This window comes from Vulcanisaeta sp. JCM 16161, assembly GCF_001316285.1.
This window is the reverse complement of sequence record NZ_BBDO01000009.1, coordinates 79,227-104,051: the sequence shown is the minus strand read 5'-3', so window position 1 is coordinate 104,051 and position 24,825 is coordinate 79,227. Positions and strand designations below refer to the sequence as shown.

25 protein-coding genes and 6 pseudogenes are annotated in these 24,825 nt (G+C 49.1%); 6 read left to right on the top strand and 25 right to left on the bottom strand.

Features of this window, described 5'->3' with window-relative positions; genetic code table 11:
• Nucleotides 1-121: 121 nt before the first annotated feature.
• Both JCM16161_RS11765 and JCM16161_RS18705 read left to right on the top strand, forming a co-directional pair.
• Nucleotides 122-748 carry a LysE family transporter gene (locus JCM16161_RS11765; protein ID WP_054855945.1) on the top strand — a complete coding sequence of 209 codons (627 nt, stop codon included), beginning with the start codon at nt 122-124 and terminating at the stop codon, nt 746-748.
• A gap of 63 nt (nt 749-811) precedes the next feature.
• A complete protein-coding gene (locus JCM16161_RS18705; protein ID WP_243671543.1) occupies nt 812-955 on the top strand; it encodes a hypothetical protein in 144 nt (47 codons plus the stop codon).
• A gap of 339 nt (nt 956-1,294) precedes the next feature.
• On the opposite strand, the pseudogene ppsA reads toward JCM16161_RS18705, so the two are convergent.
• The 7 genes and pseudogenes from ppsA to trpA all read right to left on the bottom strand — a co-directional run bounded on the left by ppsA (nt 1,295) and on the right by trpA (nt 9,275).
• Nucleotides 1,295-3,725: pseudogene (gene ppsA / locus JCM16161_RS11760) on the bottom strand (phosphoenolpyruvate synthase).
• Nucleotides 3,726-3,834: 109 nt separating this feature from the next.
• A complete protein-coding gene (locus JCM16161_RS11755; protein WP_054855955.1) occupies nt 3,835-4,416 on the bottom strand; it encodes an aminodeoxychorismate/anthranilate synthase component II in 582 nt (193 codons plus the stop codon).
• Complete coding sequence (locus JCM16161_RS11750) at nt 4,416-5,678, bottom strand: chorismate-binding protein (RefSeq protein ID WP_054855954.1); 1,263 nt, start codon at nt 5,676-5,678, stop codon at nt 4,416-4,418. The genes JCM16161_RS11755 and JCM16161_RS11750 overlap by 1 nt, the downstream gene beginning before the upstream one ends.
• Nucleotides 5,668-6,312, bottom strand: a complete 645-nt coding sequence (locus JCM16161_RS11745; protein ID WP_054855944.1) for an N-(5'-phosphoribosyl)anthranilate isomerase — start codon at nt 6,310-6,312, stop codon at nt 5,668-5,670. Before JCM16161_RS11745 ends, JCM16161_RS11750 begins: the two co-directional genes overlap by 11 nt.
• On the bottom strand, nt 6,309-7,196 hold the full coding sequence (gene trpD / locus JCM16161_RS11740; RefSeq protein WP_243671542.1) for an anthranilate phosphoribosyltransferase: 888 nt from the start codon (nt 7,194-7,196) through the stop codon (nt 6,309-6,311). Before trpD ends, JCM16161_RS11745 begins: the two co-directional genes overlap by 4 nt.
• Before the next feature lie 121 nt (nt 7,197-7,317).
• A complete protein-coding gene (locus tag JCM16161_RS11735; protein ID WP_243671551.1) occupies nt 7,318-8,553 on the bottom strand; it encodes a TrpB-like pyridoxal phosphate-dependent enzyme in 1,236 nt (411 codons plus the stop codon).
• Complete coding sequence (trpA, locus tag JCM16161_RS11730; protein ID WP_054855942.1) at nt 8,553-9,275, bottom strand: tryptophan synthase subunit alpha; 723 nt, start codon at nt 9,273-9,275, stop codon at nt 8,553-8,555. The genes JCM16161_RS11735 and trpA overlap by 1 nt, the downstream gene beginning before the upstream one ends.
• Before the next feature lie 320 nt (nt 9,276-9,595).
• Here trpA and JCM16161_RS11725 point away from each other — a divergent pair, with 320 nt between their 5' ends.
• Nucleotides 9,596-10,165, top strand: coding sequence for an indole-3-glycerol-phosphate synthase (locus JCM16161_RS11725; RefSeq protein WP_243671550.1), 570 nt, complete (start codon nt 9,596-9,598; stop codon nt 10,163-10,165).
• Here the strand turns inward: JCM16161_RS11725 and JCM16161_RS11720 are convergent.
• The 6 genes and pseudogenes from JCM16161_RS11720 to JCM16161_RS18690 all read right to left on the bottom strand — a co-directional run bounded on the left by JCM16161_RS11720 (nt 10,162) and on the right by JCM16161_RS18690 (nt 14,653).
• Complete coding sequence (locus JCM16161_RS11720) at nt 10,162-10,596, bottom strand: 2-oxoacid:acceptor oxidoreductase family protein (RefSeq protein WP_054855941.1); 435 nt, start codon at nt 10,594-10,596, stop codon at nt 10,162-10,164. The two genes, JCM16161_RS11725 and JCM16161_RS11720, sit on opposite strands and share 4 nt — an antisense overlap.
• Nucleotides 10,597-10,706: 110 nt before the next feature.
• Nucleotides 10,707-11,994: pseudogene (locus JCM16161_RS11710) on the bottom strand (3-phosphoshikimate 1-carboxyvinyltransferase).
• 42 nt (nt 11,995-12,036) lie between these two features.
• Entirely contained in the window at nt 12,037-13,470 is a 1,434-nt protein-coding gene (locus JCM16161_RS18700) for a thiamine pyrophosphate-dependent enzyme (RefSeq protein ID WP_243671541.1), read from the bottom strand.
• Between the two features lie 31 nt (nt 13,471-13,501).
• Entirely contained in the window at nt 13,502-13,741 is a 240-nt protein-coding gene (locus JCM16161_RS11700) for a hypothetical protein (protein WP_243671540.1), read from the bottom strand.
• Between the two features lie 104 nt (nt 13,742-13,845).
• Nucleotides 13,846-14,259: a hypothetical protein gene (locus tag JCM16161_RS18695; protein WP_243671539.1), complete on the bottom strand. Its 414-nt coding sequence runs from the start codon at nt 14,257-14,259 to the stop codon at nt 13,846-13,848.
• 67 nt (nt 14,260-14,326) lie between these two features.
• Nucleotides 14,327-14,653, bottom strand: coding sequence for a hypothetical protein (locus JCM16161_RS18690; RefSeq protein ID WP_243671538.1), 327 nt, complete (start codon nt 14,651-14,653; stop codon nt 14,327-14,329).
• Between the two features lie 78 nt (nt 14,654-14,731).
• Between JCM16161_RS18690 and JCM16161_RS11690 the strand changes: the two genes are divergently transcribed.
• The gene (locus JCM16161_RS11690) at nt 14,732-15,358 is read left to right on the top strand and encodes a type I 3-dehydroquinate dehydratase (protein ID WP_243671537.1); all 627 of its coding nucleotides are present in this window, start codon (nt 14,732-14,734) and stop codon (nt 15,356-15,358) included.
• Between the two features lie 65 nt (nt 15,359-15,423).
• On the opposite strand, the gene JCM16161_RS18685 is transcribed toward JCM16161_RS11690, so the two are convergent.
• The 8 genes and pseudogenes from JCM16161_RS18685 to JCM16161_RS11660 form a co-directional block, all read right to left on the bottom strand.
• A complete protein-coding gene (locus JCM16161_RS18685; RefSeq protein ID WP_243671536.1) occupies nt 15,424-15,576 on the bottom strand; it encodes a hypothetical protein in 153 nt (50 codons plus the stop codon).
• Nucleotides 15,573-15,842: a hypothetical protein gene (locus JCM16161_RS18680; protein ID WP_243671549.1), complete on the bottom strand. Its 270-nt coding sequence runs from the start codon at nt 15,840-15,842 to the stop codon at nt 15,573-15,575. Before JCM16161_RS18680 ends, JCM16161_RS18685 begins: the two co-directional genes overlap by 4 nt.
• A 186-nt stretch (nt 15,843-16,028) precedes the next feature.
• A pseudogene (locus JCM16161_RS18675) lies at nt 16,029-16,228 on the bottom strand (shikimate dehydrogenase); the annotation flags it as partial.
• Between the two features lie 7 nt (nt 16,229-16,235).
• Nucleotides 16,236-17,254, bottom strand: a pseudogene (locus JCM16161_RS11680) (3-dehydroquinate synthase).
• Nucleotides 17,255-17,321: 67 nt separating this feature from the next.
• A complete protein-coding gene (gene aroF, locus JCM16161_RS11675) occupies nt 17,322-18,467 on the bottom strand; it encodes a 3-deoxy-7-phosphoheptulonate synthase (protein ID WP_243671535.1) in 1,146 nt (381 codons plus the stop codon).
• Nucleotides 18,458-18,883, bottom strand: a complete 426-nt coding sequence (locus JCM16161_RS11670; RefSeq protein WP_243671534.1) for a prephenate dehydrogenase/arogenate dehydrogenase family protein — start codon at nt 18,881-18,883, stop codon at nt 18,458-18,460. Before JCM16161_RS11670 ends, aroF begins: the two co-directional genes overlap by 10 nt.
• The gene (locus JCM16161_RS11665) at nt 18,835-19,221 is read right to left on the bottom strand and encodes a chorismate mutase (protein WP_243671533.1); all 387 of its coding nucleotides are present in this window, start codon (nt 19,219-19,221) and stop codon (nt 18,835-18,837) included. The genes JCM16161_RS11670 and JCM16161_RS11665 overlap by 49 nt, the downstream gene beginning before the upstream one ends.
• Nucleotides 19,222-19,704: 483 nt before the next feature.
• Entirely contained in the window at nt 19,705-20,853 is a 1,149-nt protein-coding gene (locus tag JCM16161_RS11660) for a mandelate racemase/muconate lactonizing enzyme family protein (protein ID WP_054855935.1), read from the bottom strand.
• A 123-nt stretch (nt 20,854-20,976) separates the two neighbouring features.
• On the opposite strand from JCM16161_RS11660, the pseudogene JCM16161_RS18670 reads away from it, so the two are divergent.
• Nucleotides 20,977-21,539: pseudogene (locus JCM16161_RS18670) on the top strand (HEPN domain-containing protein).
• The gene (locus JCM16161_RS18665; RefSeq protein ID WP_243671532.1) at nt 21,521-21,694 is read left to right on the top strand and encodes a hypothetical protein; all 174 of its coding nucleotides are present in this window, start codon (nt 21,521-21,523) and stop codon (nt 21,692-21,694) included. The pseudogene JCM16161_RS18670 and the gene JCM16161_RS18665 overlap by 19 nt, the downstream one beginning before the upstream one ends.
• A 4-nt stretch (nt 21,695-21,698) precedes the next feature.
• Here the strand turns inward: JCM16161_RS18665 and JCM16161_RS11650 are convergent, their stop codons facing one another.
• From JCM16161_RS11650 to JCM16161_RS18650, 4 genes and pseudogenes are all read right to left on the bottom strand, one after another.
• Nucleotides 21,699-22,745, bottom strand: a complete 1,047-nt coding sequence (locus JCM16161_RS11650) for a glucose 1-dehydrogenase (RefSeq protein ID WP_054855933.1) — start codon at nt 22,743-22,745, stop codon at nt 21,699-21,701.
• A 116-nt stretch (nt 22,746-22,861) separates the two neighbouring features.
• The gene (locus JCM16161_RS18660; protein ID WP_243671548.1) at nt 22,862-23,110 is read right to left on the bottom strand and encodes a hypothetical protein; all 249 of its coding nucleotides are present in this window, start codon (nt 23,108-23,110) and stop codon (nt 22,862-22,864) included.
• 195 nt (nt 23,111-23,305) lie between these two features.
• Nucleotides 23,306-23,814, bottom strand: a pseudogene (locus JCM16161_RS18655) (2-oxoacid:acceptor oxidoreductase subunit alpha); the annotation flags it as partial.
• Nucleotides 23,815-23,852: 38 nt separating this feature from the next.
• The gene (locus tag JCM16161_RS18650; RefSeq protein ID WP_243671531.1) at nt 23,853-24,749 is read right to left on the bottom strand and encodes a 2-oxoacid:acceptor oxidoreductase family protein; all 897 of its coding nucleotides are present in this window, start codon (nt 24,747-24,749) and stop codon (nt 23,853-23,855) included.
• Between the last annotated feature and the right edge of the window lie 76 nt (nt 24,750-24,825).

Genomic DNA, 24,825 nt, shown 5'->3' with positions numbered 1-24,825 from the left:
AGTACATAAGGGGTGCTGTTAGGGCTATTAGAGAGATTAATGAGTTAATGACGGCAAACACCGCTGATTAATTAACGCCCACCACCTAAATACTTTAAAATAGGGCATATTTAGTTTATTTATGCTTAGCCCTGACTTCATTATTAAGGTCATCGTCATAAGCGCATCCGGGGCATTGGCGCCAGGCCCATTGACGGCCTCAGCGGCTAGCCTGGGCGCCAGGGCTGGCTGGAGGGCTGGGTTTAACGAGGCCGTTGGCCACATGACCGTCGAGCTCCCGCTTGTCGTGGCCATAGCCTATGGACTCCACTACGTGTTTCAAATACCCATTGTTAACACATCCTTCGGACTCATCGGTGGTGCATTCCTACTATTCTTCGCATACCTAACATTTAAGGATGCACTCAGGGGTGGCTTCGCCATCAATGATGCGCCTAGGTATGGTTCAGCAATAGCCACGGGCGCTGCTTTGTCCCTATTCAACCCATACTTCATAGCCTGGTGGATCGGTGTTGGTACGCCGCTGATAATGACCGCGTTTCAGTCCATGTACCTGGTGGGGCTAGCCATACTTTACGTGTCACACGTGTGGCTCGACTATGCATGGCTAACGCTGGTGGCATCCCTAGGCTCACTTAGTAGGGTCAGGACCAGCATCTACAGGGCGTTACTACTGGCATTGGCACTGGCAATAACGTACTTCGGCGCCTCAATGATATGGAGCACGGTATCGAGCATACCACGATAAGCATTTAAGCTGAGGCATCGTTTTTACCCAGGTAATGAGCGTTAAGGACAATTACTACGCCTATTGAGTAAGGACAGCGAGTTTAGGCTTAACCTAAGTTATTGGAACCTCTCGACACAAAACACCATGCTAAAGGCGCTGACAGACCCCATAGACAGGTTAGTGAGGACCGTGGATAAGCCTGCAAAGAGGCAGGAAAGAGCATGAGAGAAAACCAAGGCACTGAGAGAAGTGCAAAACAAGCTCCTTGAGGAAAATAATAAGCTTTGGCAAGAGATCAAGAGAATCAATGAGGATCTCGAGAAGCTGTGACAGAAGGTGAAGAGGATCGATGAAATATAAAGGTAATAAAAACACCACGGGCACCACGAATTCGAAGAAAAACATAAAAACAAACGAGACATGTAATAGAATAATTCTTTACTTTACAGGCCGTGGCAAAATTTTGCCATGCTCGGTAGGACGGCAAATAATTCGTAATTTGTTCCATGGTATCCTTCCTAGCCTTTTGTTTGGTTTTATTTTTGATATTGTTTTGGTGCTTGTTTATCCTTTGAATACTTTGTTTATTAATTCCTTGAATTCTGTGTCTGGGTCTTTGTTTATTATTTTTGTTTTTAGTTCCCTTAGTTCTTCGAGTAGTATTTTCCTCTCTATTGAGTCTATGAGTAGCCTAGTTGTTATTACGGCGTCTGGGTTTACTGATACGTAGTCAATGCCTGCCCTGACTAGGAATTCCGTGATTTCTGGGTAGACCGATGGTGCTTGGCCGCATATGCCCACGCTCTTATTCATTGCGTGGGCCCTCCTTATTATCTCATACATGGCCCTTAGTACGGCTGGTTCCCTCTCGTCGAAGTACCTTGGGTTTTGCCTAACCAGTATGTCATTGTCTCTGTCCACGCCCATTACGAGCTGCGTTAGGTCGTTACTACCTATTGAGAAGCCATCGACATACTTTGCGAAGTCCTCGACCAGGAGGGCTATGCTGGGTATCTCGGCCATTGCATACACCTTGAAGTCCCTATCCCTTTCGAGCCCCTCCTCATTGAGTATTTCCATGAATTTCTCGAGCTCCCAGGGAGCCCTTACGAATGGCGCCATTACATGCACGTTGTTCAGGTTCATCTCCTCCCTAACCTTCTTGATAGCCCTAACCTCAAGCCTGAAGGCCTTCTCGTAATCCCTACTTATGTACCTCGAAACACCCCTCCAACCAAGCATTGGATTTCTCTCCTCAGGCTCGAACTTCTCGCCACCGGTTAACTGCCTATACTCATTGCTCTTGAAGTCGCTGAACCTGACGATCACGGGCCTTGGGTATATCGCCTTGGCCACGTAGGCCACGCCCTCGGCCAGCCTATTGATGAACTTCTCCTCATTACCAATGCTTATTAGGTAGAGTGGGTGGTCACCAATGTAGCTGGATAAGACGAACTCAATCCTCATGAGCCAATGCCATCGAAGGGTAGGTCCTTATACTCATCAATCTTCTCGGGGACGCCAAGGTTCATGTACACACCCGTCGCGGTCCTTATCGACCTATAGATATGGAGTATTATCTCGTTAGTGCTGGGCGCCACTGCGGCCTGAACCTCCTTACTCACCTTAGCCTTACTCACCAACTCCTCGACCTCGCCCTCGTAAACCACGCCGTGGATTGCATCCACGGTGTAGACCTCGCCATCCTTAAGCACCCTGGTTGCGTTCCCAGTCCCCACTATCGCCGGTATACCCAATTCCCTGGACACTATGGCTGCGTGGCTTGTCATGCCGCCCTCATCAGTCACTATGGCTGAGGCAATCTTCATGTAGGCACCCAGTCGGGGTTCGTCATCCTCGTAACCAGTATGTCGCCCTTACCATCTTGGCCTTTGCCTCCTCAGGCGTTAGGCAAATCCTAACCCTACCCACCGCCACCCCTGGGCTAGCCGCTATACCCTTAACCACCGCCTTGCCCACTGCCGCCTTAGACTCGGTAATTACCTTGGCCTTACCACTGCTATGCACAGTTTCAGGCCTCATTTGAACGACGTATATGCTGCCCGAGTCCGCATCAACAACCCACTCAATGTCCAGTGGTACCCAAGGCGCCTCTCAAGTTCAATGCCAATCCTAGCCAGCGACATGACCTCCTCATCACTCAACGACGGCCTTTCAACGAGGTCCACAGGCACCTCCACAACCTTTGTTAACCCTGACTCATCCTTGATCATCATCACGTTCTTCCTAGCCACAACCCTATCCTTAATGATGAGCCTGTCCTTATCCACGACCCACCTATCGGGAGTGACCATGCCGCCAACCACAGCCTCCCCAAGGCCCCAGGAGGACTCAATGACGACCTCGTTATTATCACCAGTCACTGGGTTTATCGTGAACATGACGCCGGCAGCCCTACTATTAACCAGTTTCTGAACGATGACGGCCATGTAGGCCACGTCATGCGGGATGTCCTTCTCATCCCTATACGCCAATGCCCTGGCATTATACGTACTGGCCCACACGCGCTTGACATACTTAATTAAATCCTCAATACCCTTCACATTTAGGTAAGTGTCTTGCTGGCCCGCGAAGCTCGCCGTCCTCAAGTCCTCGGCGCTGGCGCTGGACCTAACGGCCACCGCAACGGCATCAGCATTAAAGGACCTGCTTAACTCCGTGTATGCCCTCGCTATCTCCTCATAAAGGTCCTTGGGTATGTCAGTATTCAATATCAACTCCTTAATCCTCCTCTCAGCCTCCTCATACTCCTCAGGCTTGCCCTCCTTAATTACCTCCTCAATTATGTTCAACACCATATCCCTAAGCCTATTCTCAGTCATGAAGTAGTTGAATGCCTCGGTCGTTATTACGAAGCCAGGGGGTACAGGTACGCCCATGAGCATTAATCTATTCAGGTTAGCGCCCTTACCACCCAGTATTGATGGTCCTTAACCTCTTCATTAAGCCAAACTATGAATTTATAATCCGCCACGTCAGAGCAATACCCTATTGGCTTAAATAATTTGGTAAAAATAAATAATTACTATAATTTCAGAAATTAACTATTGCTAATAATGCTTTATACAGTTAACGAATCCCAATTAACCGAGGGATAGGAAGTTCTTCAGTATTTCCTTGCCCATCGGTGTGCCGACGCTCTCTGGGTGGAATTGAACACCAAATATTGGGTAATCCCTATGCTGTATTGCCATGACCTCATTATCATCCTCCGAAATAGCCGTAATAATTAACTCATTGGGTATGTCATCAATTACCAGGCTGTGATACCTCATGCCCTCAATCCTCTCGGGAAGTCCCTGGAATATTGGTGATGGCTTGATTAACCTAATCATGCTGGTCTTTCCATGCTTTATCGTCCTAGCCCTCCTGACCCTAGCCCCAAAGGTGACGCCAATTACCTGGTGGCCAAGGCATATGCCGAGTATTGGCACCCTACCCTTAAAATGCCGTATGACATCCCCTGAAATCCCAATATCTCTAGGGTTAAGTGGGTTGCCTGGACCTGGCGATATGATGATGCCACCCGGCCTAAGTCTCTCAATGACCTTAACTGTGACCTCATCATTCCTGAAAACCAGCGGCCTAGCCCCAAGCTCTCCTACGTACTGGGCTATGTTGTAGGTGAAGGAGTCGTAATTATCTATGATGACCACCAGGTCCATCACATCACCCCCATGGCAATCTTCAAACTACCCAACTTATGCTCAGTCTCCTGGAACTCAAGCTCGGGGACTGAGTCATACACTATGCCGGCCCCAGCCTGTATTCTGGCCATACCGCTCATTAGGAATAGGGTCCTTATTATTATCGCGAACTCACCGCCACCACCATGCATAAGCCCTATCGCACCTGCGTAGGGCCCCCTGGCGGTGCCCTCATACTTCGCAATCAACTCCATGGCCCTCGGCTTAGGGGCTCCGCTAACGGTACCTGCTGGGAACGTTGCGAATAGGGCATCGACAATGTCATTACCACGCTCCAGGACACCCTCAACCCTAGAAACCAGGTGCTGCACACTTTGGTACTTCTCAATGGCGTACAGTTCCTTAACCCTAACAGTGCCGAACCTGCACACCCTACCAATGTCATTTCTTGCGAGGTCCACGAGCATCACATGCTCAGCCCTATCCTTAATACTATTGATCAACTCCTCCTCAAGCCTCAAATCATCGATTGGGTCCCTACCCCTCGGCCTAGTCCCGGCTATTGGGTGCGTCTCCACCCTATCACCATCAACCTTAACCAGCAATTCAGGGCTTGTACCAACTATGTACCTGTCCCCGAACTTGGTTATGTACATGTACGGTGATGGGTTCAAATCGGCAAGCCTCATGTATAGGCTCATCACGTCACCCCTCACTGAGTAATCCTCATACCTAGACAGGACTATTTGGAATATCTCCCCATTCCTAATATCCTCAAGGGACGCCTCAACCCACTTAATGAAATCCTCCTTCCTGGTACCACCAACCTTACTAACCACCTCAAAATCGCCCAAATCCACCGAGACGCCACTGGGCAGTTCGCCCTTAACGTAACCCCTACCCAATAGGTTGTCGTAAATGACCACGTTGCTCGGCACCACGAACTCGGCAATGGGCCACTGCGGCTTCCTTAGGTAATTCCTTAAATACGGCTCCATGTGGACCACGGCCTCGTAGGACAGGTAGCCAAGGGCCACCTCACCACTCTCAAACCTGCCAAGTCTCTTGGCTAATCCCTTTAATTCACCGTATAAGTCGTCGTCCCAATCAACCACCAGGTGCTCGGCGGCGCCCCACGCAACTATGGTGTACCTAGACCTCTCTGGAAATCCTGGGCCGCTCTCGAGAAGCATTACAAAGTCCTCACCTGACTTAAGCAGGTAGTTGGTGAGTTCCCTGGGCCTTGGTAAGTACTGAATGGGTACCTTCCTAGTGGGCATTCCTAACCACCTCCGCAATCCTCCTCACCAATTCCTCATCCTTAATTCCAGGGCTCTTCTCAACACCTGAACTCACATCAATTAGGAACGGCTTATAACCCATCACAATGACCGCATTACTCGGGTTTATACCACCGGCAATGCCAACCCTAGGTATGGCACTAACCTCCCTAATTAGGTCAAGGGGTAGCTTGAGGCCGTACTCGTACTTAGTGAAGTTCGTTTTTGGCGCGTCGATGAGCACGTACTCCACGTAATCAATTAACGAGAGCTTCACAGCCCTATTAATTATTGATTTATCACCCATGTACGTCAACACAGGCGCCAGCCTAATCCCAAACTCATTAACTAGGTCAATGACCTCACCGCTGGGTTCAAAGTCACCGTGATACTGAAGAACCTCAAACCCAAGGCCACCGACTAATTTAATGGCATCAATCAATCTAAGACCCTCCACAACACCGACAACCCTAGCCCCACTGACTGACCTAACAATCTCCCTGGCGACGTCATTACCAACAATCCTCGGTGTAGGTATTCCTGAGTGCACGATGACACCGACGTAGTCGGCATACCTACTCACCATCACTGCATCCTTAACGTTAGTAACCCCGCAAATCTTGAGCAATGTCATGACCTACTCACCCTGGCGAGCTCGTTCACGTAATTCCAAAAGCCATCGTCCAGGTTTGACTTTACGTAATCAACGCCATCCCTGGGGTCCCTAACCACGCCAGCTACATATAGCGTAAATGCCGTGTTTGCTATTATGAAGTCCCTCGCTGCCGCGTCCTCGCCCGACACGGCCCGCCTAACCTTCTCAATACTATTAAGTGGGCTTGAAACCCTAACCTCCTCAATCCTGTGGGTGCTCAGTCCAAGGTCCCTGGGTTCGATAAAGTACTTATCCACGTTATTTCCTCTGACCTCCATAATCATTGTCCTTCCAAACACGGAAATTTCGTCAATCCCGGGCTCGCCGTGCACCAGCACCGCATGTTCATAACCGAGCATTGACGCTGCCTCAGCCATCCTATCCATTAGCGAGCTATCCGCCACACCAATCAACTGCCTAGTTAATAGGGCTGGGTTTGCCAGTGGACCTATTAAATTGAATATCGTCCTAATGCCCAACTTCTTCCTCACAGGCATCACGTTCCTCATTGCCGGGTGGTAGGCAGGGGCGAAGGCAAAGGTGAAGCGGTACTTAATCGCCATCTCAGCCGCCTTACTAGGCGGTATGTTTATGTTGAAGCCTAGCGCCTCGAGGAAGTCCGCACTACCTGAGGTTGATGATACGCCCCTGTTTCCATGCTTAATGACGCGGGCCCCCAGGTAAGCCGCCACCAACGCGGCCGCCGTGGATACATTAAGCGTTCCAAACCCGTCACCCCCCGTGCCCGCCGTATCCACGTACCTACCCCTATCATCTATGGGTATCTTAACGCAGAAATCCCTAAGCGCCTTCGCGAAGCCCGCTATCTCGCTCGACGCCTCACCCCTCACCCTTAAACCCATTAGTATTGCCGCCGATAAGGCTCATCAACGTTTGTTAGCATGCCCCTGGCAACCTCATAAGCCTCATCAACACTCAACGTTAGCCCCCTGGCTATCTTCTCGAGTATCTCCTTCATGCCCATCACCCAACATTACTGTAGGCATCAACATCGAGGAGGCCATGGCCCGATAAATTGAAGAATATGACCGAGCCCTTGGGCATCCTCTTAGCCTCATCAATCACGGCCCTTATCGCATGCGCAGACTCTGGGGCTGGTATTATTCCCTCGGTCCTCGCAAAGAGCCTTGCGGCCTCCATAACCTCCTCCTGCCCATATGCCCTAGCCTCGACAATGCCCTCCCTAACCAACAGTGAAAGTGATGGTGCTGCACCGTGGTACCTAAGCCCCGCCGCGTGTGTTGGTGGTGGTACGTAGTCGTGGCCTAGGGTGAGCATCTTAACCATCGGTAGTAACCCGCCTGTGTCGGGGAAGTCATACATGTACCTACCACTGGTTAGCTTGGGCGCTGCCCTCGACTCAACGGCAAGAAACCTAGTCCTCTCAAACCCCTCACCCCTAAGCCTAGCCCCAATCATCGGGAACGAAAAGCCACTAAAGTTACTACCACCGCCGACGCACCCAATGACTAGGTCTGGCTCCTCGGGCATTTGCTGCAGCACCTCCTGACCAATCACGGTTTGATGCAGTATTACGAAACCAAGCACACTACCCGGTATGTACTTCCTACCCTCACCCATTAACGTGAACTCAATAGCCTCAGTAATAGCAAGGCCTAAACTACCTGGGTGGTCAGGCCTGACCCTCAGTGCCTCCCTGCCATACTTCGTTAACTCACTTGGGCTTGGGTAAACATCTGCGCCGTAAGTCCTCATGAAGAGCACCCTCTGCGTCTTATTGAAGTAGGAGTTCCTAGTCATGAAAATCGTCGCCTTAACGCCCAGTAGGGCCGCGGCTAGCGATACTGCCAATCCCCATTGCCCAGCGCCTGTCTCGGTAACGACCTCCCTAGCACCATCCTTAAGTGCGTAGTAAACCTGTGGTATTGCAGTGTTTAATTTATGGGAACCGGTTGGTAACGCACCCTCAAACTTATAGTAAATCCTAACGCCATTACCCAACGCCTTCTCAAGCCCATAGGCCCTCCTAAATGGTGTTGGCCTACCCATCCTCTCGTAGAGTTCCCTAACCTCATCGGGTATTGGCACATACCTAAGTGGCGTAAACTCCTGATCAATCAACTCACTGGGTAGTATCCTCATGAGCAGTGCAATCCTCGAGTCCACCTCGTATGGATCGATGGGTGGCGGTAATGGCTTCGGCAGGTCCACGTTTATGTTATACCAATAGTGCGGAATCATCGTGGTAAACCACCCCTGAGTATGGTCATGAATTCGGTACAGGCCCTCGAATCGTTTAACTTATCCACGAGTGCCGTCCCAACAACCACCGCGTCGGCGCCGGCGTTAATCACCAGTTTAACCATCTCTGGGGTGTTTATGGCGAAGCCTGCGACAAGCGTCACGTCATCAACGAGCTTCCTAACCTCCCTAACATTCCTCTCGATGTAGAGGGGCAGTTTTATTCCTGTGGCTGCGTATAGCCCTAGGTATATGAATAATGGTTCATACCTAACAAGGGCGCTTACTAACCTATGCGGAGTGTTGCTCGAGACGAAGAAGGTGGGTCTTAATGAGTAATCCCTCATTGTACTCACGTAACTCTCAAGAAGGTCTATATGCTCGAATAATAGGTCTGGGAATAACACGGAGGATGCGCCAACCTCACTGGCGGTTTCAGCGACGAGTTCCATATTATTGACATAGTCCTCCACATAACCCATGAGTATTGTTGACACATCACCATACCTGGCCACCTTAACGGCCTCCAAGCCCTTGAGCTCAGAGGCGAAGTGCGTCCTCCTAATGATGGGTCCATCGTACTTCGGGTTTTGCGTTGGTATGCCTATTTCAAGGAAGTCAGAGACCCTTGACAGGCACTTCACGGCATTTAGGAAGGATTCTTTATTTGGGTACGTGGCGGTTATGTATGCGCCCAAGCCCGGTTTCCTTATGACCATTGGGGCATGGAATTCACCAATAGCCTGTTTGTTCAGGTATTTAAAAGCTTTATGTATATCTTGTCCATTAGTAATTATTATCGTTCAAGAAATACATATTCATACATATGGTATATAGATTTGGAAATGCTTATATTTAATCCCGTGGACTCCACCACCGTGGACTTCCTAAAAACCATTGGCGAATTAACCAGAAGGCGTGTGGAAGCCCTTAGGATTAATGTTAAGGCTCCCAGTATGGTTAAGGCTATTGAGGATCGTAACTCCGAGGCTACCTAGCCCTAATAGCCGAGTATAAGAGGGCTAGCCCCAGCGGTGTCATTAGGCTTGACCTTGATCCCTGGACCTACTTCAACTTCGTCAGCCAATACGCCACGGGCCTTAGCGTTCTGGTGGAGCCAATATACTTCCTAGGCTCCCCTGAATTCGTTAAAATAGCCCTAACCTACGGCAAGCCCATATTGTATAAGGACTTCGTAATAAGTAAGGAACAGATTGACGAAGCCAGTAGGTTGGGTGTGAGCTCGGTATTGCTCATTAAGAGATTACTAGGCGATGCGCTTTGGGATTTAGTGGACTACGCTGTGGGCCTCGGTTTAGAACCGCTTATTGAGGTCGATAATGAGGAGGATGCGCTGGACGTTGTTGGCACTAATCCAAATGTGATGCTTGGTGTTAACTCCAGGGACCTCGGTGATCTATCGGTGTCTCTGGATAGGGCGGTCTCAATAATTAGGGCTGTTAGGGGTAGGGTTGACGTGATAATTGCCGAGAGTGGTGTTAGGAACTCAAGTGATGCCTTAAGGCTTGCCAGGGAGGGTGCTAATGCCGTGCTTGTGGGCACCGCGTTAATGAGGGATATGAACTTGCCAGGGAATTATCAGGCTTAACCATTAAGTAATGTATTGATTATTAAGTCGACAATACCCATCGAGTAATCGGTGCCGGTCCTCCTTAACTCGCTTAGGTTTACGTTTATCACCTCACCATTAACATTACCCGCGTACTTAGTCACGATCTCCCTACTCGGAGCATTAACTATGATCTTCCTGGCGCCCAATGCCTCCTGGTTATCCCTAAGTAACCTAACGTCAAGGAGCACGGCGATTTCCGGGTTCATTACGGGACCCCTTACGTGTATTGGCTCCTTGGAAACCCTTACGTGAACCTTGGCCAGGGTCTCCCTACGCTCCGGGTCGTACTCGGGGTATGCGATTACGTAAAATCCCCGCTTAATCAACCTTTGAGCTACTTGATCAACCAATGCGTGTACTCCATCCCCGCTTTTACCGTAAAATATTATTTCACGTACTTCGGCCATACATTTCTCTTGATATTCTAATTTTAATAAAAAGATTTGTATGAATTCTTAAGGAATTATAATTAGGAATTTCGTCAATAGCAGAAGACCTAATTAACTGGCGCCATGAATTACGTGAGCCTAACATTAGCACCCAGTCTCTCTAGATCCCAAATGAATGTTGGCCAGGACTTACTAACACCCTCCCAATTAATTATAATCATAGGCTCCCTAGCAGGTAAGGCGCCGATCACCCCCATCATCACTATCCTATGGTCATTTAAAGCATCGATCTCACAGCCACCCCTAATTTCATGAGTACCCTCTATCTCAATAACGCCATTAGTCTCATCAACACTCACACCGGCACCAAGGCATTTAAGTACTGCGGCGATCCCCCTAAGCCTATTACTCTCCTTATATACCAGGTGCCCAACACCCGATATCCTTGACCTTCCCCGAGCCTTACGAGCAAGAGCGCCAGGGGCATTACGATGTCTGGCGAGTCGCTTAAGTCGCATTTAATGGCCTTAATTCTCTAATGGAGGAACCCTTAACAATCACCGAGTCCTCATATTCCTCAATATCCACGCCAACCTCCCTAGCGTACTTAATGAATGAGTACTCACTCTCAATAGCCTTATCCCTGTATAGGTTCGTTATCCTCAAGTCAGTGCCTGTCAATACCGAGAGGACCACGTAGTACGCAGCCAATGAGTAATCGCCAGGTATCACGAACTCCTCATTAACGGCCCTAAACTCCTGGGACCCACTTACGTATATTGTATCGTTACTCCTCTCCACGTTCACGCCGAAGTCCCTAAGCACGTTTATTGTTGCGTCTATGTATGGGCGTGACTTCACCGGAGGCTTAATACCTATCTCAATGCCTCCCTCCGTGAGTGGTGCAAGGTATAGTAGGGCCGATACGTACTGTGAGCTCACCGAGCCACTTATCATTACGTAACCACCAACCAACCTACTACCAATAACCCTAACCACACTACCCAACCTATCAACCTTGGCGTTCAGGTTCTTGAGCGCGTTCAATAATTCATCCATTGGCCTACCAATTAATGAGCCCCTCGGCATTAGTAATGTTGTTCCATCAATTCCGGAGTAAACCCCCGTCAATACCCTAAGCGTGAACCCACTCTCACCAACGTCAATGACCCTAAACCTCTCTATCATGATTCCACGCCTAACCCTCACATGGTCACCCTTAACCTCAATCTCTGAGATCGGCTTAACACCCCTAATTATTGACCAGGTGTCGTCGCCCCAATTCAACTTCCTAAGCGATACCCAGGTCCTCGAGAGGGCGGAGGCGAGGATGTACCTAAGCGTCAGCGCCTTAGATGGTGGGGCCTCAACAACCACCTCCCGAGCCTTAAAGCCATTAATGATTAACCTACCCATTCATCAACATTACTACCCTGAGGTAAAAAGCTTTGTGTATCTTCATGAATTGAGGAGTTTCAGCGCTGCATCCATTATCGACTCCTCATCAAGCCCATAAAACCTCAGTAACTCTTCCTCGGACCTGCCCCAATGACCATAACCATCAACACCCAATATCCTAACCCTTGCGAAATCGCTCACCAACTCAGCGATTGCCGAGCCCAGGCCACCCCTTGGTGAGTGCTCCTCTACAACGATTATGTTCCCAACCCTACGGGCAACCCTAACTATGGCATCCTTATTGAGTGGTTTAATCGTTGGTACGTTATAGACGCCCACCCTAATACCCATCTTTCTCAATTCCAGGGAGGCCTTCACGGCATTGTAAAGCGGTGGCCCGTATCCCATGATGACCACGTCATCGCCATCGATTAACTCGTAGATCTCGCCAATCCTGAACTCGTATTCCAGGTCCATGGTTATTGGCGGTGAGTAGTCACGACCAATCCTGACATAGACAGGCCCCCTATACTCAATGACCTTAGGTATTATCCTCTCTACGTCCCACGCATCGGCTGGCGCCACGACGACCATGTTGCTTAACGTCCTCATTAGGGCCACATCCTCGAGCGCCTGGTGGCTTGGTCCATCGGCAAAGTCGCTTAGGCCTGCGTGTGTTGCTATGAGCTTGACATTCAGGTTCATCCTACCCAGGGAATTCCTTATTTGTTCCCAGCCCCTCATCATGAACATGGCGTAGGCCATGGCCACGGGCGTGTACCCACCCAGGGCAAGCCCAACGGATACGCCTATTAAATCCTGCTCCGAAATACCAACGTTGAAATACCTATTTGGGAACCTCTCGCCAAAGTACCTAGCTCTTGTCGACTCGCCCACGTCTGCCGTCACAACGACCAACCTATCATTATCCTCACCAAGCCTAGCCAATGTAGTTCCCAGGGCCTCCCTCATTGAGAATTGAGGCCTCGGTGGTGGATTGAGCGTCTGCTTACCCGTGTTCTCGAGATTCCTAACTCCCCTGCCCCTAACGGTGCTTAGGAATATTACCGTTGGCCTACCCCTGGTCTCGCGTGCCTTAATGATTAGCCTAACGATGTCTTCGTAATCATGGCCATTACCATAAAGCACGTTCCAACCAATGGCCTCGAAGACCCTGGCATAATTAATGGGCTTTATCGTACCCACAGGTCCATCCAGTTGATAGCCGTTTAGGCTGACGATAGCCACCAAGTTGTCTAAGCCGTACTTAACGGCCGTCATTGCCGCCTCCCATGGCTGGCCCTCATTCAGCTCCCCATCACCCATTAACACGTACACAACACCATCATCACAACCCCTAACCCTATTCGCCAACGCCAAACCCACGCCCATGCTCAGCCCCTGACCAAGCGAGCCCGTTGTGGCATCTATATACGGTAGGTCCATGTTATCGGCATGCGTCGATATGCTCGAGGATAATTGATTAATCTCCATAAGCCTCTCAACAGGTATTAAGCCTCAACGGCTAATATGGCGTATAGGCTGGCGCCACATGACCAATACTCAGTATGAACCAATCCCTACAATCACCGCCCCTCCTTAAAACCCTAATGAGGACGTTCACTATGTCCAAAGCCGCCAATGAAGAGCCCAGGTGTATGTATGGAAACTCCTTATCTAACCTAATCAGTAAATCCCTAGCCCTATCTCTAACCTCCATAAGCCTATTCACGTCAATCAACACCTTCGATCCATCGATCACCATTGGAATTCCTGATATTCCATACGGACTACGGAACATTTAACAAATATTTAAGGATTATCCTAACCTATATTCTCTATATTCCCAATAATGCATTCCGTGAGTCCTCACGGGACTAAATACCGAGTTTCAACCAACCTAGTGACTAGGTAATAGCCCCAGGTACTTCTTATATAGTCTATAAATGGCCCCTCCTCACCTGGCTTGAATACGGCGTAGATTGATGGGCCATTGCCACTCACGCCAGAGGCCACTGCACCAAGCCTTAATGCAGTGCCTATGGTTTCTAAGGCATTGTAGTAGCCCAGGGATTCCGCAACGAGTATTCCATTTATTGTTGCCGCCCTCCATAAATCACCACCTAGCGCCATGTTAAATAGCGCCTGATAAATTCCCGAGAGGGCCCCTAACCTGCCAAGGTTTTGCAGCTTCTTTCTAGTCCTATAGCCTGTGATGACCACGGTAAGTGGGTCCTGGCTTACCTGCTTAATTACCTTCAGGGACCTATTATCAGTCAGCACAACACCCCCAAGTATCGCGCTGATGCATCGTCAAAGGCACCCGTTATTGATGAGCCATGAGCCCTAGTCACCTCGGCAGCCAACCTGGCAGCTCCACGGGGTCCGCACTCCCCCTAAGTGAACTTAGTAAGCTATATATCACGCCTACGGCAACCGCACTATTACTCTTGAGACCACTACCCGGTGGAACCTCACTATGGACCTCAACGCATATATCATGCCTAATACCGAACTTACCACTTAAATAATCAATAATGAATTTAACAAAATCACTCACCCCGCATGAGCCTCCCCTAACCTTAACCCTAACCTTAAGGTCTATGGCCGCGGCACCGCCGAGCCACGCAGGTACCGCGTTTATTATGGATATACCTCCATAGGTTATGTATTCCATGTCCGTAGATCCCATGATCTATTTATTACCGGCATTTAGTAACAATACTTTTAAATTTCTAAGCATTAATACCTAGTAATGTCTACATGGGACAAATTACTAATGAGTAAGCCCGTGCTCGTGTGCGCCATACCACTGAAGAAACCATCCTTCTACTACTTACCCACATCCTGCGAAGCCGTGGAGCTCAGGCTTGATTACATGGATAACCTAAGCCTAACCCAGGAGGTTAGGAGGGTAATTGAGGATTACGTATCGCACTACCCAACAATAATTACCGTGAGAGAGCATGGGGAGGGTGGTAGCCGCGTTATTAATCCTGAGGTTAAGTACGGTATTCTTGAGTTTGGTAAGGGCGTTGGCGCGGTGCCTGACATAGAGGTTGAGTTATTGGTTAAACGCCCTGACATGTATGGCGATATTGCCGAAGGCTCAATACTCTCAAGGCATGTATTTAGTAGGGATGTGAACGCCTATGAATTGGCGCTTAAGGACCTCGATATCGCAAGGAGGTTTAAGGCATTGATGTATAAGGTCTTCTCAATCAATGATGACGACTTCCTAAACCTACTAAGGTTGCTTAATGTCGGTGATATTAATGTAGCTGTGATTCCGAGGAATCCGACGTATAGGGCCGTCTCAATAATCATGGGCTCAGCCTCATGTACTGCTCGGTACGCGGCAAGACAGGCCCCGGCCAGTTAAGCATTGGTTTATGTAATAAGGTTAAGTTACTCAAGAGTTCCCTATCCATGTTCAATAAGGAGTGATTAAATTAGGCCGCTACGTAACTTCTCAAGTACATCACGCCAATTAGGCGCCTCAAACGGGCCAAGCCAAATCCTGTCAGCCTCAATTGCCTGCCTAACCAGTATCTCGAGACCATCAATGACTGGTATCGACCTCTCCGTAGCAAGCCTCACGAGGCCCGTAACGCCACCGGCTTATAGGCCAGGTCAAGCACAAGCCCAGCACCTACACTCCCTGGATCTATTGGGAACTCACCGTCAACGCCCAATGGCGTGGCATTAATTAGTAATTGGGCCTTAGCAACACCCTGCTGAAGACCTGTTGCAACACAGTCAATGCCCCAGGAATTAACTAACGAGCATAGTTCACGGCCCCTCTCCACAGTCCTATTCATTACATAAACCCTGGAACACCCAAGGTCCCTAAGGGCCAGCGCCACCGCCCTAGCAACACCGCCTGCGCCAATTATTACGGCATCACCGCCTGAGTAACCCCTCTCACTCAACGCCTGCTTAATGGCTAGGTAATCAGTGTTGTAGCCCGTCAACTCACCACCCCTATTAACCACGGTATTAACACTACCGAGCTCCCTGGCGGGCCCCTGGACACCATCTATCAACCCCACAATGGCCACCTTATGCGGTGCCGTTACGTTAAACCCGCTTAGGGAGTCCCTAGCGATCTCGACGAAGCTACTCAACCTACCTGGTGACACCCTGAGCGTACGTAAACGGCATCTAGCCTCAACTGCCTAAATACGTAATTATGGATGTTTGGTGACAGCGTGTAATTGAGCGGGTACCCAATCACAGCATAGACCTGCATTCACTGATCACCAGGTCAGCCAGGTCCTTAACCCTAACCCTAACCAGGTCCCACCTACCACATCAGTGACCACGGGTAGCCTTATGAAATCACCACTCCTCTTCTTATCCCTCAGCATGGCGTTTACGAGCCTATCCACATCAACGCTTACCCTACTGGTTAGGTTGAACATGGATAAGGCCCTAATCAATAGGTCGGGCACGTCCTTAGGCGTATAGCCCAGCCTAACACCGACGCGCGCCTCACAGACCATGCCGAGCGCCACAGCCTTGCCATGGCTAATTGAAAAGCTTGTCACAGCCTCGATGGCGTGACCCACCGTATGCCCATAGTTAAGCACAGCCCTGGAACCACCCCTATCCAACTCATCAACCTCCACAACATTGGCCTTATCCCTCAGTGACCTGTGTATGACCTCCTCGAGGATTGCGTAATCCCTATTCAATAACCTATCAGCACTACCCATTACCAGGTCTAGTAATTCCCTGTCCATGGTTACGCCGTACTTAATAACCTCGGCAAAGCATCAATGTAATTAGGCATTGGTAATGAGTCTAGGAATGATAGGTCGATTATTACGTACCTCGGTTGCCTAATGACCCCAATCACGTTCTTGAGGCCCAAGGCATTGACCCCGGTCTTACCGCCGATAGATGCGTCGACCATGGAGAGCATTGTTGTTGGTACATTAACGTAGTCAACACCCCTCAGGTATATCGACGCGGAAAAGCCAACAACATCAAGAACGCTCCCACCCCCAATGCCTATGAATAAACCGTCCCTATCAATACCCATTTCATGGGCGCTCCTCACAATGCTTAATGCCGTCTCGATACTCTTACCCTCCTCACCATCTACTATCGGAATCACTGGGCAAGCAATCTTAACCCTATTAACGATATTCCTCGAGACATACGCTGCGCACCCCGTGTAGTCCTTAGTGATCCTTTCCAGGGCCTCGCCATGATTAATATTGATTAGTACCTTAACGTCGCCATCCCGCGACCTATACGTGAACTCCCTCATAACGACCTACCAATCGCCCTAGCCACCTCCCTACCCTTAACCATCAACTCCCTGAACATCTCAAAGGTCAGCTGCTGCTCCGCATCCGACAGCGCCTCCCAGGGCCTTGGGTGAACCTCCACAAGGAGCATGTCGCACCCGCGGCTATTGCGGCAAGGGCAAGTGGTATTACCAAGTCCCTCCTACCCGCCGGATGTGATGGGTCGACACAGACTGGTAGGTGTGTCAATTTCTTAACCGCAACAACGGCGCCCAGGTCCAGGGTGAACCTGGTGGCATGCTCGAATGTCCTTATACCCCTTTCACAAAGTACCACGTTGCCGTTACCCTCAAGGAGTATGTACTCGGCCGCCTGCAACCACTCCTCAACCGTGTTACCAAGGCCACGCTTTAGGAGGACGGGCTTACCAACCCTTCCAACCTCCTTAAGTAAGTCGAAGTTCTGGGCGTTTCTCGCGCCTATCTGTAGCATGTCCACGTACTCGGCCACTGTCTTCACCATCCTAGTGTCCATGACCTCAGAAACAATGGGTAGGCCAACCTCGTCACCAACCCTCCTAAGTATTTTTAATCCATCAATACCAAGCCCCTGAAAGCTATACGGGCTCGTCCTAGGCTTAAACGCACCACCCCTAAGTAACTTAGCCCCAGCATCCTTAACGGCAATTGCCGTATCCCTAACCTGCTCATAACTCTCCACGGCACATGGCCCCGCGGCCACAATAATATCATCACCACCAATCCTAACACCGCTAACGTCAACGATTGTTCTATTCCTCCAGACATTACTCGCTAATTGGTACTTGGTCTTAACCTCGATAATAATGGCATTCGGATCCACGGACTTAACAGCATTAGTATCAACCTTGAAGTCGGGCCAAGTAACTACTAGGTCATCCCCATAAATCCTAACGACACTGAACCTAACCCCAGCCTTATCCAGTAGGCTTGCTACGTTATCAACCTTATCTCTGGATACCCTGATTATCATGCTCAACACCCCCATTATATCGCCCTTACCAAGCCCCTCAATAACCTCCTTTAATAAATCACCCAACTCCTCAGCCACACTCCTCGAGTATGGATTAAATCTGAACAACTCACTGCTCACCTCAACCTGCTCCAAAACCCTCTCCATTGCCTTAAGTGTGTACCTAAGGCTGTGAGTTGCGAGTGGTGTGTCTAGGCTAAGGCCGACCCTCCTTAATGCCATGTATAGGTCAGTAGTAACACGTGGTGCGCCACCTGTATATACGCCATAAGCCTATCATGCTCCTCAGGACTGCCCAGAACCACGACATTGAAGCCAGCGCCTGCGAATAGGTTCTTAACCATGCCAAGCCCATCACCACTGGTTTTTGATGGTATTAGGACAACAGTCTCACCAATTGGATTGTCCAACTCGCCAAAGAGTGGGTGGGCACTTACGTAGTGGAAGCCATGTCTCAACGACTCATCCTCAATGAGCCTAAACATGGGTGTCTTGACGGAGAACGTGTCCATAACGATGGAGTCCCTGAGCCTAACCGAGTACTTGACTAATATGTTTAGTGAGTTCTCGGTGGGTTTAGTGGCTAGTATTACGATATCGTTAGGCACGGGCTCCTCATCATGCCTCTGAAGAACCACATCAGCACCGCACTAAGTGCCTTGGCCAATGTCCTACCAACCCTGCCACTACCGATTATTGTCACGCCAATATTAAGCCTATTAACTAACTGAGCCCTTGTTGAAGCCCTAATTATTGATTGGGCAATCCCAATGGCGGTCTCAACATCAACACCAAACCTACCCAGTCCCTCAACCCACCTGGTAATGACCTCGCCCTCCCTATCCCTATCAATAATAGACAACCCAAGGCTCCTCTTAACCCTACCAATCTCGGTAGCGAGCCTAATCCTCTCTCCAATTAGCCTTATTAGCTCCTCATCAATATTATCAATGCTACGCCTCAATTCAGAGAGCATAATAACCACCGATTAAGCGATGATTATTCACGGCTAGGTTAAGATAACCATCAAGTTTGACCTTACGCCTTACGAATCCAGATATTCCATAGAGGTCCCTTGGCTATTAAGAAACTATATTTTTAAACATTATCACTATTTACTGCGTTTACGAAGCACCTAAGCCCCACCACAGCGTCTCCTATTAACTTACTTACCTTATCAAGTAATATCAAGATATTATCCTCCTTAATGAGTAATTCAACAACGCCTTATGTTTCTCAAAATCCATGTCTCAGAAATTTAATGGCATGTTCCCTGCTAAATTGCTTAAGCGCATATTCATGTAGGCCTTTACTAAAGAGTAGGTATTCTAGGTCACTAAGCCTGCTGAATCAGGGGTTGGGAGCTTGACCTACGTAGGGAGAGGGCTCTCATGCTTATTAAGAAATTGAGTGAATGCATAACGAAGTTATTAAGGACGGGTTTACCATAGGCATGGATTTAGACAATGTACTTCCTTAGTCTCTCCTCATTTAATTCAAAGCCAAGCCCTGGCCTATTGGGTATTTCCACATCATCTCCCCTAAATACCTCCACCGATTCATTGGTTATTTCATAAGCCAGTGGGTTTCTCTCGACATAGTAGTATTCGTAGGTTGGGGTGAAGGTTATGTGACTTGGTAGTGATGCCACGAATTGAAGTGTTGCAGCCCTGCATCCAACCCCTGATAACCCAACATGGAATGTCATGGGTATGCCGAAGGCATCCGCCATGGCGGCTATTTTCATGGCCTCCGTTATACCACCGACCCTCGCTATGTCGGGCATTACGATATCAACGGCCTCCCTGACCATGAACTCAAGCCATTGATACTTGGTGAATAGGGTCTCGGCAGCGGCTATTGGTATGTCGAGGGTCTTGGCAATCCTTGAGTAGGCCTCGATATTGTCAGGTGGTACCGGTTCCTCGAACCAGAGCACGTCATATTTCTCAAGCATTCTACCGACCTTAATTGCCGTAGATACGTTATAGGCCGTGTTAGCATCAACCATTATCTCGACCTCATTACCCAATGAGTCCCTTACGGCCTTAATCACCGCCCTATCCATGTCATAACCCCTACCAATCTTAACCTTAACGTACTTAAACCCCTCCTGGACCAGCCTCTCAACCTCCTTAACGGTGTCCTCAGGACTCATGAAGAGCACTGATGATGCATAGGCCTTAACCCTATCCCTAAAGGCACCACCGAGCAACTTATACACGGGCTTCCCAAAGTACTTACCCTTAATGTCCCAAAGGGCCAGGTCTATGCCGGACAAGGCCTCAACGTAGTAACCCGCGTAGTGGCCGCGGATCCTCATTGCCGAGAATAACTGCTCCCAAAGAACCTCGTTATCCAGCGGGTCCTTACCAATGAGCATGGGCTTGAATAGGTTATTTATGACCGCTGCAGTGGCTTCAGGAGCCTCCCTGGCAATTGCCTCACCCCAGCCAACCAGCCCCTCATCAGTCACCACCTTGACGTATACTGCCGTGAAGCCATGACTAATCCTTGAGGCAACATCCTCATAAAAGCCCCTGAAACCTGTGACTGGCTTTCCAACGTATGCCTTAGCCACGTACGTAATCACATCGGTTATCCTCATGGAAATCCCGAATGCATTTTATCAAGAGCCCTTAATAACCTATTATACTTACCCATTTTATTCCACTTTCTCGTAAGTTATGCTTTAATATAGATGTGTTCCATATATAAAATTATAATTATTATGAATTTACCCAGTGAGTGGGTTGAGAAGGGCGATGCGTTCCTAAGGGATGCGGAGAACCACATTAGGGATGGGCTTTATTGGCTCTCGTGCTTCGAGGCCCAGCAAGCGGCTGAGCTTTATTTAAAGGGTTTCTTATTAGCTAAGGCAGGTACGTATCCATTCACGCATGACTTAGCTGAATTGTTGAGACTATTAAGTCGTTGGGCATTGATGTTTCTGCGGAGTTATATGTTTATGCTGACGCGCTGAGTGGTGAGTATACCCTGTCTAGGTATCCTGGTAGGAAACCCAGGGTTTATAATGGGGATACCGCAATTAGGTGTGTGGAGTATGCAAGAAGAATCATCGAATTCATTAGGTCGGCTTCTAAGGACCTGGCTAGGTACGTTAAGGAGGGTGATAAGCTCCTTGGGGAATACGTGAATAAACTTGTTCAAGAGGTTCCCGAGAGCACAATCGTACTATTTGGCTCCAGGCGCGCGGTGATTATCTACCCAGTAGTGACTATGATATTGCGGTTATACTTAAGCATGTGGCTGATGTGCGTAGTGAGTTATTGAGACTTCGTTCATTGAAGCCTGAGGGTTTATTCCTGGACTTACTCGTGCTTAGTGCTGATGATGTTGATGACCCAGTCATTAAGGAGATGCTTAGGGGATGTAAACTCCTTTATGATGGATTAGGTATGGGTAAACGCCTTAATTGTGAGAATTGACGTTTTATGAGGGAGTTATTTCCAGCACGGTTTTTATATCGTCATGAGTCCACGTGTAAGCCTCCTGGTAATTACTTAGATTTGCCCTCTTGGTTATTAACTTGGCCGGCCAATTATTGAACTCATCCTTAGCCCTTCTCAGGTGTTCCAGGGCCATCTCGAAGTGCTTAATCCCCGCGTTCACGGAGCCAATGATCACCTTGTTATTGAGCACGACACTGGTCATGAACTCACCAAGGTTGTTCAGGGAGCCACCGCCTGGGTATACGCCAAGCAGTACATACACGCCATTGGGTGCCACGTGCCTAAGCCCTTCACTAATCACCTGCGGTGATCCAGTGGCCTCGATAACTACGTCGAATTCACCGCTTATTTGCTCGGTCATTGAGTCTATGTACGTACCGCCAAGTTCCTTAACGAGCTTCGCCTTTAGACTGTCCGGCGGCCTTGTGGCTGTCGTCACAGTGCTTAGGCCCATTAGTCTAAGGACCATGGTGGCCAATAACCCGACGGGGCCGGCGCCAAGTATTAGGGCAGTCCTTGGTCTCCAGTCAAACCTTGCCTGTCCAATCCTCATGGCCATGTCAATGCCCTTCTCAACAACGGAGAGAGGCTCGGTGAGCACGGCGATGTCAACTATCTCCTTGGGAACCTTGACTAGGTACTTTGCGTCCGTCACTGAGTACTCGGCGGCATGACCATGCAATCCCCATATACCGTGCTCAAGGTAATGACCAACTGGGCAGAAGTCCACGGGCAAGTCACAATTTAGTGGTCTCCTCACTGTTGGTACGACTACGTCACCAACACCCACATTATCCACACCATCACCAAGCTCAACAACCTCAGCAACCGCCTCATGACCAAGGATTAGGTATTGACTACCCTCGGGCGCCTTGCCATACCTACCCTCGATTATCTCCTTATCGGTGCCGCAAACACCAACTCTAATTGGCCTTAGTAGGACCTGCCCCTTGCCGGGGTTTGGCTTGGGTACGTCCATTAACCTTAATGATTCCGGTATGCCTGGGACAACCGTGACTGCCTTCATATGGCCACTTATGTGGGAATACTGGTATAAATATTTTAAAAATTGGAAAATCAATTTATTTAAATCTAAGTGGTTTCAGGGCCCCTTCATTAGTATTATCTTCTCATCCCTATCCTTTAATATCTTCTTAACGCGTCGTAGACCTCATCAACGAATATGGGCCTTCCAGTGACCTTAACGACCTTGTGCTTGATCTCAATTCCCGTCTTCTCCCTAATTATACCGGCAGCCTGTGCTTCATAATTCGACTCAACATCAATTATTAACTGACCCTTGCCCAGGACATTCCTCACGAAATCGCTTGGGAATGGTATGAACATCTTAAGCTGCAGGAAGTTAACCCTGTAGCCCTCCCTGCTTAGCATATCCATGACATCCAGCAGGACCCCCTTCGTTGAACCCCAACCAACTAGGGTTATGTCCGCACTCTCCGGCCCATAAAGCCTTGCCTTATCCGTAATTGGTATTTCCCTGTCCGCAAGTTCAAGCTTCCTCATCCTCTTCTCATACATCTCCGTCCTCGTTACTGGGTCCTCCGTTATGTGGCCAAACTCGTCATGCTCATCACCTGTTAACCAGAATATTGGCCCTAGGCCAGGTATTGACCTCGGTGATACCCCATCCTTCGTTATCCTAAACCTCCTATAGTCATTCTCATCCTTAGTTACTATTAATCCTCTATCGATCTTAAGGGTCTTCTTATCAATGTCCCAGACTATCGTTGAGTATGAATTGGCTAGGGTCTTATCAACCAGGTGGAAAACGGGCATTTGATACCTCTCGGCCCAGTTAAGAGCCTTGTACGCATCCTCAATGGCCTCCCTATGATCACCCGATGAGATTACTATCCTTGGGAATTCGCCATGCCCCATGTGCATCACGAACCTCAGGTCTGACTGGCTGTTCCTCGTCGCCATGCCGGTGCTCGGCCCAGCCTCTGGTAGTGCGTTATCACGACAGGCACCTCATTCATTCCCGCAAATCCCACGCCCTCAACCATTAGGCTCAGTCCAGGCCCTGAGGTTGCAGTTGCCGCCCTGGCGCCGGCTATCCCAGCGCCAATCGCCATGTTTATTGCCGATATCTCATCCTCGGTCTGAACAACCACTATACCCGCCTTCTCCAGGCCTTGGCTTCCTCAGTCACTGGGTCTAGGCTGACTATGTTGTGGGACTCTATGAAGAATGACTCATCAGCTGCGGGCGTTATTGGGTAGTACGTCTGGAACCTTAGCCCACCAAGTATTTTTCCTATTGCCACTGCCTCATTTCCATTAACGATTATTGCCCTCACATCCCTCTTTATTGGCTGTAGTGATATGCCCGACTTAATGGGCTTTGCGTAGTCATAAACAACCTCAACAATGGCCTTATTATACTCAAGTAGTTTACCCCTCCTGCCCGTGAACACGTCCTCAAGGCCCTTAAACACGTAATCAATGGGTAGGCCCATTATTGCGGTTGAGTAGGCGGTCATGACCACGTTTGAGTACCTGCCAATTAATGATGGAAGGTCAATGTCATGGAGTCTCTTCTTAACCTCCTGAAGTAGGTCCGCGTAGTGCATGGTTAATACATTAACGCCATTATTCCTAAGGTAATCAATGACACCCTTAACCGTGGGTTCAATACCTGCCTTGCTAAAGAACTCCCTAAGTCTTTCCTTGAGTTCATCCTCCATGTACTGTAATTGATCAAGCCTTGTGTTGAATGTTGACGTATCAACAATTACGTAGCCACCACGTTTAACATCCTGGAAGTGCGTGAACATGGACTCAGCATCGAGGGCCACTAAGACATCTATCGTGCTTAGTAGGCCTCCCCTTGGCCCATCGCTAACCCTAACCATGAAGTAGCTATGCCTACCCTTAATGTTTGAGAAGTACTCTCTATCACCAATTACGTAGTAGCCGGCCCTGGCAACAGCCCTCATGAAGACATTAGCGCCAGTATCAATGCCACCACCCTGCGGTCCACCAATAACCCACATTATGTCCATAGGCATTACACTAAACCCTTTAGGACCTATTTATTAAGCCTTCTCCTATTGTAGAATATGTATTGATAACGTGAAAATAAGC